Origin of the sequence: Clostridium sp. BNL1100 (genome assembly GCF_000244875.1) — a bacterium.
Taxonomy (GTDB): Bacteria; Bacillota; Clostridia; order Acetivibrionales; family DSM-1351; genus Ruminiclostridium.
In genome coordinates, this window is the sequence record NC_016791.1 from 3,862,788 (window position 1) to 3,876,134 (window position 13,347).

Annotated in this window: 4 protein-coding genes and 2 pseudogenes; 1 reads left to right on the forward strand and 5 read right to left on the reverse strand. The window is 38.8% G+C overall.

Annotated features, from left to right (window positions below; all coding sequences use genetic code 11):
* Nucleotides 1–17: 17 nt before the first annotated feature.
* The 5 genes and pseudogenes from CLO1100_RS21360 to CLO1100_RS21130 all read right to left on the reverse strand — a co-directional run.
* A pseudogene (locus CLO1100_RS21360) lies at nt 18–61 on the reverse strand (hypothetical protein); the annotation flags it as partial.
* A gap of 509 nt (nt 62–570) precedes the next feature.
* Nucleotides 571–825: a hypothetical protein gene (locus CLO1100_RS16325; protein WP_014314874.1), complete on the reverse strand. Its 255-nt coding sequence runs from the start codon at nt 823–825 to the stop codon at nt 571–573.
* A gap of 11 nt (nt 826–836) precedes the next feature.
* Nucleotides 837–11,837, reverse strand: coding sequence for a right-handed parallel beta-helix repeat-containing protein (locus CLO1100_RS16330; RefSeq protein ID WP_014314875.1), 11,001 nt, complete (start codon nt 11,835–11,837; stop codon nt 837–839).
* Between the two features lie 117 nt (nt 11,838–11,954).
* Nucleotides 11,955–12,157, reverse strand: a pseudogene (locus CLO1100_RS20340) (recombinase family protein); the annotation flags it as partial.
* Between the two features lie 142 nt (nt 12,158–12,299).
* A complete protein-coding gene (locus tag CLO1100_RS21130; protein WP_242836596.1) occupies nt 12,300–12,464 on the reverse strand; it encodes a hypothetical protein in 165 nt (54 codons plus the stop codon).
* A gap of 18 nt (nt 12,465–12,482) precedes the next feature.
* Between CLO1100_RS21130 and CLO1100_RS16340 the strand changes: the two genes are divergently transcribed.
* Nucleotides 12,483–13,322 carry an ImmA/IrrE family metallo-endopeptidase gene (locus CLO1100_RS16340; protein WP_014314876.1) on the forward strand — a complete coding sequence of 280 codons (840 nt, stop codon included), beginning with the start codon at nt 12,483–12,485 and terminating at the stop codon, nt 13,320–13,322.
* Nucleotides 13,323–13,347: the final 25 nt, after the last annotated feature.

Consider the following 13,347-nt stretch of genomic DNA (forward strand, 5'->3'; position numbering starts at 1 on the left):
TATAGCCTTCACCATTGTAGGTGTTTTGTACTGTTATTCCACCTGTGGTAGTTGATATCAGCTGGCTTCTGGCATCGTAGTGGAATTATCGAACCTAGGTTTTCCTAGCTTATAAAGCTACACATTGCTTTCAGCCTTGTCTTACTTACTTCTAAAGGTACAATCATTGATTGGCAAAGAACTCCTTTATCATATGCTTATACTTGATGAACTGATATAAAGATTTTAACCACCTATCAATTTCTATTAAATTCAGTAGTTTTAGCCTTTGTTCACCGTCTTTAAAATTTAATGCCACTCTTGTTCACAATCTTTTAAATCTCTGTTTTCTGATTGTTATCGTCGCTTTTTAATATAGTTCTTTTGAATGATGTATTTATAGCATCTGTTAACTGCTAAAAAATAATGAACCAGCTTACTTAAATTCAGCTGGTTCATTTCATCTTTTAACTGCATTATTACAATTATGCAGTATATTATTTAACATAAAATATTCCACTAATAATACTATTATATTTATTTAAATAATGCATTCAGCTTTTGTATTATTTTGTAGTGAGTAACTGCACTTTATTCATATATTTTTCCAACATAAAATACAGTAGCAAAGAAATTCCAATCAATGTTTTTAGGTACTTCAATGTTATTATTCACATAATACCCTTCCATATCTTCAATCCATGATTGTATAGATTCTAGATAATTTTCTATTGCTTTATTTTCCCACTCTACTGGATTATTTTTTTTATCTGTAGCTAACTTCCCTAAGAAGTTAATAAAATCCTCCTTAGTTTTAACAGTTTTTATTTCTTCATGAACACTCATAATTTGCCTCCTTATTTTATAGTAATGCTTTCTCCACCGCCTAATTTTAGTCTGATTGAACTACCTCCATTGTTAGTTGTCATCTTAAAACCGCCTTTTGCTATTTCTTCTGGTGTAGCCCATTGAACAGGAACATCATTAAGTTCTGCCAGTCTATATGCCCCAAGCCTTCTATGGTCTAAAGTCCATATCTTGCCTGATTCATCTTCCCATACTTTCATAGTAGGCAAATCACTAGGCTTTAATGTTCCATTTTTCAATGATTCTGCATTCTGAAGTACAGTATATTCGCCAGTTTCATTCTTAATAGAACTTTGCATAAAGTTAATTTCTTTTGGATTTAGAGTTGATGGTAACTTAGCTTCAGCCGCCCCCTCACCAACCCCACTCAACCCCCGATTAACCTCCGGTATTTTATTTTCAGCAATCCTGCTAAACATTTTATTGAATATATTTGTTGATCCGGTTTCTTCATAGATAATCCTGTTTGTTAAGCCATTTGTCTTTGAAATTAGGCCTTTTGCGCTCTCGGCAAATTTTGATGCAGTCGTACTTGCCTTACTTTCACTTCCCCAAACAAAGAATGATCCTATAAATACCGCTGCATGTGTGCCAAACTCTGCTCTTGTATGCGCGTTTCCATTTATTATATTTGTATCAACATAATTTGTTACTTTATTAGCCACCGAATTCCAGACCGCTTTTGGATCTGCCAGTATCTTTTTATAATTATCTCCAATCTGTTTTATAGTTTCCTTAGGATGAGTTATAACCTTAGCTACATCTATTACTTTACCTACAATATCTACCGAATCAGTTATTGTTTTAGCTTCATCATATAGCGCTTCGCCTATGCCAGTTAAAACAGGTACTTTTTCATCCAAATAATTATAGACTGCTTTTGCTTTCTTTTTTACCGGTTTAACTATGTTTTTGTTAACCCACCGTCCTGCAGATGTATCATTTAAAAACCAATCTCTGGCTGAATCCATCCAGCTATGTCCTGTTGGGTCATAATATATAAGAGGATTATTCGCACAATACACATACAAATTCAAACTAAGCGGGTCATTCCTATCGCCAGTATAAGTATCCTCCTGCAAGAACCGTGCAGTCTTCGGGTCATACATCCTCGCATTCAGGTAATAAAGCCCTGTTTCCTTGTCATACTGATACCCTGAAAAGGTTATAGAATTGCTTGCTGTTCCTGTGGTGTCAGTGATGTTTCCGAAGGCATCATAATAATATGTTGCTGCTATTGTTCCGTCTGGTTTCAGCAGTGCTGTTACATCGGCATGTCCGTTGTACATGTAATAGTAGGTGGTTCCGTCGACTGAGCGCATTAACAGGTTTGTGCCGTATACGTTTCTGCCTGTCTGGTTGCCTGAGCCGTCCAGTTCCAGCACTACCTTGTCGTATTCGTAGAGATATCTTGTTATTGCTCCGTTTACTGCTTTCTCTACTCTATAGCCGTCACCATTGTAGGTGTTTTGTACTGTTATTCCACCTGTGGTAGTTGATATCAGCTGGCTTCTGGCATCGTAGGTGTTTGATACAGTTACTGTGCCGTTTACTTCTGTGGTAAGCTGGTTGCCGTTGTTGTCGTAAGTGTATACGGTTGTGGCTGTTGTTGTGCCGTTTAACGTTGTTACTATCTGTGTCAGACGGTTTTGCTCGTTGTAGGTGTAGGTGTTTACTGTTGAGTTACCGCCAACCGTTATTGTTTCGGTTGCTCTGTTTCCTGCTGCATCGTAGGTGTACGTGGTTTTTCTGTTGTTCGGCTCTGTTACTGTTTCAAGTCTGTTCAGCGTATCGTAGGTATAATTTGTTGTACCATTTGCGTCTGTTTTAGAGGCTTGGTTATGAGCCGCATCATACGTATAGCTGTAGGTGTCTATTATGCTGCCATCTGCTTTTTTATTTGTCAAGGTTCTTAACAGTCCATCTGCGTAATAGGTGTAATCTTCTCTTGAACCGTCGTTATATATTACGCTTTGTCTTGCCCCGTTATCAAGATAGTTATAGGTTGTTGTCTTTCCATCGGCTGTTACTGTTTTGAGTCTTCCTGCCATGTCATAGGTTTTCTGTGTCAGGTTGCCCTTGGGGTCTGTTGAAGTTTCGGCCTGACAGCCTTCTTCCATACCTGTTAGTTTATCATACTCGAAGGTTGTTATTCCAATGTTTGGTACATTTTTTGTAAGCACTCTGTTCTGCTCATCGTAGGTTCTTGTTGTGGTTCCTGTACTGTCGGTCATTGTGAGCTGGTTACCGTTGCCATCGTAAGTATAGGAAATTGATATATTTCCTGTGGTCTGGCTCAGCAGCCTTCCGTGTATATCGTAGCTGTATGTGGTTGTAATGCCGTTCCTGTCTGTCTTTGTTGCAAGGCTTCCGTCTGCATTGTAGGTGTAGGCTTCTGTTTTTGCAGGAACATCGTCATATTTACCTGCTGTTAACGTTCTTCCGCCGTGGTCTATACGCTTAGCTGCCTTGTTTGCTGCATTGTATTCATATGTCGTTATTTTTCCCCTGCCGTCTGTCTGTGTGAGCAGGTTTCCATTCAGATCATAGGTATAGCTTGTTGTTTCGTTCTTGGCATTTGTAACTGTTTTAAGCCTATTGAATTCATCGTATGTATAGGTTGTATAGTGCGTTTTATCATCAGCAGGTGATATATTTCCCCTTGCGTCTGTTTTGGTTTGTATATTTCCCGCATTGTCATAGGTCTGGCTTGTGGTGTGGTTTTCCGGATCAGTCGTTGACAGCAGCCTGTTGTTTTTATCGTAAGTGTATTGTGTCACATTGTTAAGGTCATCATAGGATTTCTGCTGTACATTGCTGTGATTGTATTCAAGCTTCTGTATGCTATTATTATAGGCATCCTTTTTCTCTATCAGCCTGTTTAAGCTGTCATATACATTCTCGGAGCTATTGCCCCTCCAATCGGTTACTGTGATCTGGTTTCCATTGGCATCATAGCCGTATGCTGTTTCATGCATAACCCCTGATACGATTTGCTTTGAAGCCGATATTTTATTTAATGCGTTGTAGGTATTCTCTGTTATGTTTCCGTTTCCGTCAGTTACATATCTTGCATTTCCGTTTTTGTCATAGCAGGTTGAGGTGGTTATTGCCTGTGTTCCGTCCTCTGTCCGCTGTTTCTGCGTCAGCACATCCCCTTGGTTGTTGTAAGTATAGGTGTTTACCGCACCTCTTGAATCCTTCCGTATTTCCAGCCTGCCCATTACATCATACTGGATGGTTATTTTGCTTTCGGGTATTGTTGCATCTCCCGGAGCTGTTGTTTTTCTGAGCTTTCCGAACTCATTGTATTCATAGGTTGTAATGTTTCCGTTTCCATCCTTCTGTGTCAGCAGATTTCCTGTGTAATCGTATGTATTTGTTTGGATTGTCTGCTCAGCACTGCCCGATGTTTTCTGCACTGTAATTTTTGTTACATTCCCCGCATCATTATAGCTGTAGTTCTTTATTACCCCGTTGGCATTTGTTTCTGAGGTTTTTCTTCCAAGTGAATCGTAGGTGTATTTTGTAGTAAAGCTGAGTCCTCTGTCCTTTGATACGGCATCTTTTACTATTAACAGCCTGTCTGCAAGGTTATAGGTGTACTCTGTTCCGTAGCCTGTAGCGATTTGTGTGTCTATGCTTGTTTTATCTGTTGCCGACTCTAGTCCTAGCCCGTCCAGTTCCTTTGTAACATTTCCATTGTTATCGTACTGGTAGGCTTTCTGTACTATGCTTACCTGTCGTGTTACCCATTCATGCGTTACTGGATCTACCTTCTTTTCCTCGCCCACGTAGGTTTTGGTTTTTACCCTGCCCATGAGGTCATAGGTGTATTCAACCCTGTTCATCTGAGAAAGAGTTTTTGCAGGGTCGTAGTCTTTAGGAGCTACCTCGGCTATTTTTCTTCCGACTCTATCGTAATAGAAAGCTGTGGTATTTGTCTCAGCATCTGTTGTTGTTTCCAGCAATCCCCTTTGATTATAGTGGTATTCCGTAATATTGCCATTTGCATCCGTTGTTTTTACGACATTCCCCTGCCAGTCATATTCTGTGGAGGATGCTATGGTCACCGCCTGATTGTTTTCATCAATACCCGGCTGGCTCACACCTGTCTGCCTGTTCAGGTTATCGTATTTGCAAGTGGTTGTTACATCGTCAGGTGTTGTTACCGTTTCAAGATTTCCGTTTTTGTCATAGGTGTAAGCAGTTTTAAGTACTGTATCCTCAGTGCTGCCAAATTCACTTCCCGCCAGGTCTCCGGCTTTTACATGAACTTTTTTCTCAGATACCTTTCCTAAGTAATTGTTTTCATATTCGGTAATGTTTTTGTCTGTGGCAGTTGTATAAACTGTTTCCTTCCTTACATTGCCGTCCTCATCGTATTCGTACTCTGTTTTTCTGCCTTCGTTGTCTGTAATACTCTTTACCTTGCCGTTGCTATAGTAGTCATAGGTTTTTGTAATTAGCTGCAAGGCTGCTGCGTAAAGTGTAACTGTATCTTTGCCTGCTATTTCATTTTTCTTTCTACCTGCTTTGTCATAAACAATTTTATTGTATGAATATCTGACAGCCCCGCCTACAGTTTCAAACGGTGTCCACTGCTCGGTAAGCCTGTTAAGGCCGTCATATTTATAGTAGGTAGTGTTCCCTTTTTCATCAGTTGTGCTGTTTACTGTTCCGTTTTTATTGTAGCTTGTCGAAGCGGTTGTGTTGTCAGCATTTTTTTGTGATATCAGCCTGTCTGCATAATCATAGGTATATTCTGTGATAGCAGCATCCTTCGAATTCAGATATTGCTTCTGTGTTTTCTTGGTTTTGCCGTCTGTCAATATATCATAGGAGTATTCCTCAAGCAGAACCTTTTCTGATGCTTGATTATCCTGAAAATATTTTTTAACAGGCCTGTCCATGCAATCATATTCATAGGAATATACTGCACCGTTAGGGTTAGTCTGGGTTGCAAGGTTTCCGTAAATATCATAGGTATAGCTTGTTGTGTTATTTGCAGCATCGGTAGTTGTTTTAACCTTTCCGCTTGCATAGTAAGTATATCTGTTACCTGCATCACCGTTATATTCGTGGTCTGCGATATTTTCATTTGCTGAATTGTACTGCTTCGGTGATACCTCTTTTGTTTTGCGGTTTTCTGTATCATATGTTATTCTGGTAACCTTGTTGCCGTCCTGTATCTGTTTTTCCAGATTTCCGTTTTTATCATATACATAACTTGTTATATTGCCCTTTGCAGTTGTTTTCTTTATTACCTGACCTGCCGGATTGTATTCAAAGGTAGTAATATTATTTTCGGCATCCTTAACCGTCTTAATATTTCCATATGCATCATAGGCGTATGTGGTTGTGTTACCCTCCGGGTCTGTCTCGGCTTCAAGCAAGCCCTTTATCTGGCATTCCGCATCTGTATAGTAATGGTATCTTGTTATTGCAAAATTGCTATTGGCATCCTTGCTCTCATCATAAATATCAGTACCATTTAAAGGCTGAACCTTTTTTACAATATTCCCCTCCGAATCATAAATGTAGAAGGTGTATTTTCCTGATTCATCCTTTTCACTTGTCAGGTTGTTATTGCTGTCATATGTCATTGCCTTTGTAGTTTGATCTGGATTTGTTATTTTCGTAATATTACCTTTTCCGTCCCTGTCATACTTTGTTGTATTACCGTTTCTATCCCTTACCGAGCTTTCCTCGGCATATTTGTTAATTCCCGATTCCTTGCTGTATTCATATACTGACGTTTTTCCTTCAGCATCTGTTGACCCTGTTATACTGTAGAAGATGTCATATTCCTGCCTTGAAGTTCTGCCTTTGCTGTCTGTAATCGTTGTCCTGCGGTTTATGTTATCATACGAATATGTAAGCACATTTCCGTTCACATCAGTTATGTTATTAACCTTGTCCTTGTTTTCACCGGAATGGTTGTATGTAACAGCTTCAATCAGCTTATTGCCGCTATCCCTGACTTCTGTTACAAAGCCGTCAGAATCATAGTAGTAGAAGGTCGGATTCCCCATTGGATCAGTCACCTTTGTTAATCGGCTGTTTGTGTAGTCATATGCAACCGTTCTGTTAGAAGCTTCATCTATTATTTTTTTGATAAGTCCGTTTTCATACGTAACGGTATAATGTCTTCCTACCTGGTCAGTCACCCCTTGGACTCTGCCATTGGAATCGACATTTAGTGTAACAGCATTCCCGTTTTTGTCCTGCATTTTTACAAGGTAGCCGCTTGAATTAAATAAATATTTCGACTGGTCTTTAGCCGTAAGGATAAACGTGCCGTCAGCCTGCTTTTTCAGCGTGTATCTTGAATTATTTGCAGTAAATGAGCCATCTGTATTTACACTAAAGGAAAGCATTTTCCCATCCGGCAGTGTTACTGCTTTTATATTTGAATTTATAGCTGTTTTAGTAGTACCGTCCAAAAAGTCGACATAGGTATATTCTTCGTCCTTTACACTGCCCTCGTAGCTAAAGGTCCAACCCTTGCCCAAAGAGGATGCTTTGTCATTTTGAGAATTATATGTTCTGGAAAATGCGATATCAAAGCCTGGCGATACCACCGTCAGGTCGGTGTAGGTTCTTGAGTAGTTACCAGTTGCGGAATTTATGCCGCTTTGACCAAAGTAGAATTTATGGTTCATTTCAGAGCCAAGCCAAGGGTAATATGCTATGCCATCGCCTACTGTGTCGCCTTCGCCTTCTCCATACCATTTAGGATAGACAGACGGTCCGTAGTATGAACCCCAGTAGTTGAATCTGGCGTCGATGGGCATTGTTGAGTATTTTTCGTTATAAATGCCGTAGCTGTTTCCATTGAAGGTGTTGTATAGTAGGATTGGGGCGGTGGTTGTGTTGAAGTAGATGCCGTAGCCGTAGCAATTGGTGATTTCTGAGTTTGTGAGAGTCAGTTTACCCTCCACATTTAATGTACCAAAAGCTGTATTATGTTCTATCTCCCCATTGCCATATCTTATCTTTATGTTATCTCCAATGAATTCACCTGTACTTTTTACTTTTATTCCATCCCACCGTTCATTTGTTTTAGATACCCCATGTCCTCCATATTTTGGGTCTTCAAGTGAAGTAAAAACAATAGGCTTTTCCGCTGTTCCCTGTGCAATCAATTTCCCTTCTACGTCTATATAGTTATTTTTAGAACCTAGTATTATGGTACCAGGTTGTATAGTTAACATATCTCCATTTTTAACTAGTATGTTATCACACAAGTAATATGTGCCATTATTTAAAGTATGATATCGAGATGATGTCCATCCGCCTATTCCTATTCCGTTATATTCAACATTTCCAGTATATGTGTTGTTTTGTATCCTATTGACTATACTAATTACGTCTACGCTTACACCAATATCTATATATATAGGGCAACACCTGTTATTTGTTATACTATTTTTCTCAATGCTCAAGATACTCATATCTACTAAATTAATATTATTTTGGTAAATGCGTATGCCATATTTATTTTCACTTACATTATTGTTTTCAATAATTACATTCCCTTCTCCGTATAATCTAAGACTTATACCTGCATTCGAATTCTGGAAAATAGTATTGTTTTCAACAGTTGCATTTTCTGCTTCGTGTAGTCCAAGTTCTAAGCCAAACGAATTTTGGGAAATAGCATTGTCCCTTATAGTTATATTACCTTTTGCGTTTGTGTCGTTCCATACGGATATGCCACCACTAGTTTTGAAAATAGTATTACTTTCAATTGCCATATTCTTTGTCCCATTTTGATCTATCCGTATGCCCAACCCCAAATTTAGAGAGATAGTATTGTTCTTGAGTGTCATTACACCACTGGTATCCCCATATATACCACTTTCATTTGTTCCATAAATAACGGTATTTATAATTGTTGTATCATTTGTAGTGTCAATATATACCCCGTGTGAGAATGAATTACTCACTTCAGAATTTATAAGTGTCAGCTTACCATACGTACATATTGTACCTTCGCCAAATCCATATCTCACTTTCACATTATCGCCAACAAATTCTCCTGTACGCGATACAGATATACCGACCCAATAGTCTTTATTTGAAGTTTCCGAGGTGGTTACTCCAGTACCCCCGTAAGCAGAATCCTTATAAGTAGTAAATACTATATCACTACCCGTCGTACCTAAAGCAATTAGCTTTCCCTGTACATTTATCATAGAAGTATGATTGCTCTTTACTATTACCCCAGGCTCAACTGTTAACGTTGCTCCATCTATTATATCTATGTTCTTCGACATATAATAAGTGCCACTGGTTAAAGTAAAATTTTCTTTTAAGCTTCCACCTATCACAACTTGGTTATACTCAGGATTTTTAGGATACGTATTGTTATTTATTCCAGAAAAAACTGATGACTTCACCCCTCCAATATCAACATATATCGGACTTCCATTTTTACTTATTATGCTGTTATTCTGAATACTTAAATTTCCTGTTCCAAAATGCCCAATCCATATACCTCTAGAGTTTACATCTATAGTATTATTTTTTATTGTTATATTCTCTGCTCCGTTTAGACCGATACTTATACCATCCGAATCAGACGTAATAATATTATTTTCAAGTGTCACAGTGCCGTTCTCTGTTGTAGAAGTATTCCATATATATATACCTGGCCATCCCGAACAATCTATCTTGGTATTTTTTATTATTATATCATTGGAAGTTTTTAAGTAAACTCCAATGTAATTTGAATTACTAACTTCTGAGTTTACAAGTGATAATTTACCTAATATGCTCAATGTACTATGATTATTTTCCCATTCTCCACCATACCTTATTTTTACATGTTCCCCGATAAACTCACCTGTAGAAACTACATTTATACCTCCCCAATAATCTGTTTCTGAGCCTGTTACCCCACTTCCACCATACTCAGCATCCTTCACCGTAGTAAACACAATATCACTTCCAGTAGTACCAAGCGCAATCAGCTTTCCCTGAACATCTATACCATAATTATTGCTTGTACTTTTTACAATTACCCCAGGCTCAACTGTCAGTGTCACTCCGCTCGGTATTGTAATGCTACTTCTTAAAATGTATGGACTGTTCGCCAATGTCCAAGTTGTATTTTCTCTGATTACTCCCTGTTCACATGTAGTGACGGTAACCGGCTTACTATATAAAGATACATTACCCTCTGTATTTATTGCTTTTACAGTATATGAGTATGTTGTTTTTGACTTAAATTCACTATCAGAGTATTTGTTTATCCCTGGTGCCCCTATTTTGACATTATCCCGATATACTTCATAGCCTGTCGCCCCATTAACAGCGTCCCATGCCAAATCAACTGAAATACTTGACGGAGTAGCAACAAGGTTAACAGGAGCAGCAAGCAGCGTATACTTTGATATTTCATTACTCCATTCACTTGTAATCACAGAACTTTTCGGAAAAGTATAGTCGGAATCTAACATATACTTATTGAACAAAGCAAAATCAAGGGCATTTATTTCATTATCGCCGTTAAGATCAGCAGCCCACATGTCGTCTTCCACAGGGAAATCATAACGGGAATCCATCATACGCTTCTTGAACAAAGCAAAATCAAGGGCATCTACTATACCATCACCGTTAACATCCCCTACCAAGCCATTTCCACATGGTTTAACGGCCCTCACCTTAACAGTATGCAAACTGTTAGGTACCAGACTGCTATATGCATAACTTGATGCGGTAACATTAGTAATATTTCCATCAAGTGAGACATCATAGCTCTGGGCATCTGCTACGGCATCCCAGCTTACCGTCAACGTTGTGTCAGTTGAAGTCAAATTTATATTTGCAGGGATTAAAATAGCTGCCGGAGTTGTTGTCGCTACTGTACTCACCGTAATAAAATTACTCAATCCAGACACATTCCCGGCTTCGTTGAACGCCTTTATTCTATATACATAAGTTGTTCCAACCTCCAACCCGATATCGGAGTATGTATTGCTCTCCGATGTACCAACTTTTATATCATCCCTGTATATCTCATATCCTGAGGCTCCTGAAACAGAACCCCATGCCAAATTAACCGAAGTACCTGATATATCAGACGTAATATTGGATGGAGCAGCAAGCAGAGTGTATTTTATTATTTCGGTACTCCATTCGCTATTTTCTGTTGAAGCAACGGCCCTTACTTTAATAGTATGCAGACTGTTCGGTACCAGATTGCCATATGTATAGCTTGCTTCGGTGACATTTGTAACAGTTCCATCCATTGATATATCGTAGCTCTGGGCATCTGCCACGGCATCCCAGCTCACTTTTAATGTTGTATCAGTAGATGATACACTTATATTAGTAGGAATTGAAATAGCAGCTGGAGTTGCAGCTCCTACAGCATTTTCTGACATTGGAGCTGTTGCCACTGCTGCCGATGTTTTATCTGTTCTTTCGAGATTCCCATTCAGAGGAAGCGAAATTGAAGAGCCTGTTGTCTGGTTATTATCAAGTCCCCCTGAAAGCATGTTTTGAGAAATAGATTTGCTATTTGCCTTACTAGCAGCATTTTGAACAGTTAAATTACCTAAATTATCAACAGTTCCCGGCTGATTACCGGATGCTGTTAAACCAGACTTTAAAAATTTGAATTGGCTTTTTTTTGATACTGTCTTGGTCGTTCTGTCCGTATCAGCTACCACAGCATTTGGTGTGTTGCTGGTATGTAGGCTTTTAATATCAGAATTTTTAAATTTCGAAGTTGAAACCTCTGTCTGCTTATCTCCAGAAGTTATTACCGATGCTGTTTTTTCATGTGTCAAAGCAGCTGCCTTTTGAGTTTTTGCCTGCTGCTGCGGCAATATAGGTGCTGTTACGCCATATGTCGGCTGCTTTACCGTGCCAGCAAGCACCTTCTGCATTCCCAGAGGAGACAAATCTGCTATGTTAAACCCCTGAGTTGCTATTAATACTGCCAATAAACCTGCTATCCACTTTTTCCCTGTACCCATGCTATTTTCTCCTAAATTATAACTTTAAAGGTATATATATTTATATTTTGTAAAATATTAACTCATTGCTAAATTTTATGTCGAATGTGATATTTTGTCAATAAAAAGCTTTTAAGTTATATTTGTAATGCTTTCGCCCTCAAGGTAAAGCCTGAATATTCTTTTTAAAAGCTCTGCCTCCCCTGGTACTATGATCAACTCTCGGACTTCGTTTTTGGCGTATCCCAGGAATTTATTGCGATTAACCTTTACCTTACCCTGCTGAAGAGGTGTACGATACCCCATCTGGTGTTGGTGCTTAATGAGCGGCTTTCCTCCTGTCATAAGAGGCTCATTGCAAAGAATCTCGCGGAATAAACGCAAATGAAGATCTTAAAATTTAAAAAAGCCGTCACCCAGAAGATATTCTCTCCCAATTGACGGCTCACTCTAAAATTTAAAATGTATTCAATTATACTACCCCTATTCCCATCTCACCTCACTCCCATCTAGCAACCAAGCACTAACCCCATCCTCATAAACCACAACCTTCTCAACCAATTTAAAGAACAGATCAGCCTCAAACCTCTCAATCGGCTTCGCACCTTTAAAAACACCTATAAACTTCTTGGCAGTAACCCTCTTCAATATATTCTCGCTGTTAATTTGACTCTCCCACTCTGTCATATAGTAATCTATATTTTTGCCAATCTCATTAAACGGTTCTCAACATATGTTGAAGAAGAAAACCTGTATCAGATAATTATAAACAAGGATAAAATCCGGTATCCCTTTCAAGATTCTAGGGACAGAAGACTTAACTTTACAATAGCCCATGAGCTGGGCCATATCCTGCTTGACCATCTTTCAATTCCCGACATCCTTAAGATTAACGAAGAAAGAGAACTAGAAGATCTGGAAGCAAACGAATTTGCAGGAAAGCTTCTTATACCCGAAAAAACTTTATTACATTGCAACTTTGTTTCAATACCTGCAGTAGCAGAATTCTTCAATGTATCAAACACTGCTCTCTGGATAAGGCTCAACAATCTGCAAAGGCTTGATTTACTTGAGTCCAAAATAACTCGGGTATGTAGCAAATATGGAAACACTCAATTTCACGGGGCCGCAAGATATTGCCGTATTTGTGGTAATCATCTTAAAAACAATATGAACGGCGTTGAAAGAAAAACATATTATGAAACCGTATCCTTTGACAACTGCTTCGAACAAGCTGAATGTCCATACTGCGGTCAAAAACATTTTTACTGGCCGGAGGGCATTTGCCCGAGTTGCGACAGGAGGCTTTATAACTACTGCCACAAAGGGCTATATCTTGACATAGGCGGTTGCTCCCATACCAACCCGGATTATGCAAGGTTTTGCGAAATATGCGGGAGTGAGACTTATTTTAGTAGCATGGGGTTTTTAAGACCTTGGAATGATGCCCATAATATTATTCCTGAAAGTGTAGTTGCTGAAGAAAAACTGGGATATATGTATTGATTATGAAGCCTAAATTTCCAATGAG

Coding starts and splice junctions, on each gene's coding strand:
- CLO1100_RS16325 (WP_014314874.1), bottom strand. CDS start 825: ATGAGTGTTCATGAAGAAATAAAAACTGTTAAAACTAAGGAGGATTTT.
- CLO1100_RS16330 (WP_014314875.1), bottom strand. CDS start 11,837: ATGGGTACAGGGAAAAAGTGGATAGCAGGTTTATTGGCAGTATTAATA.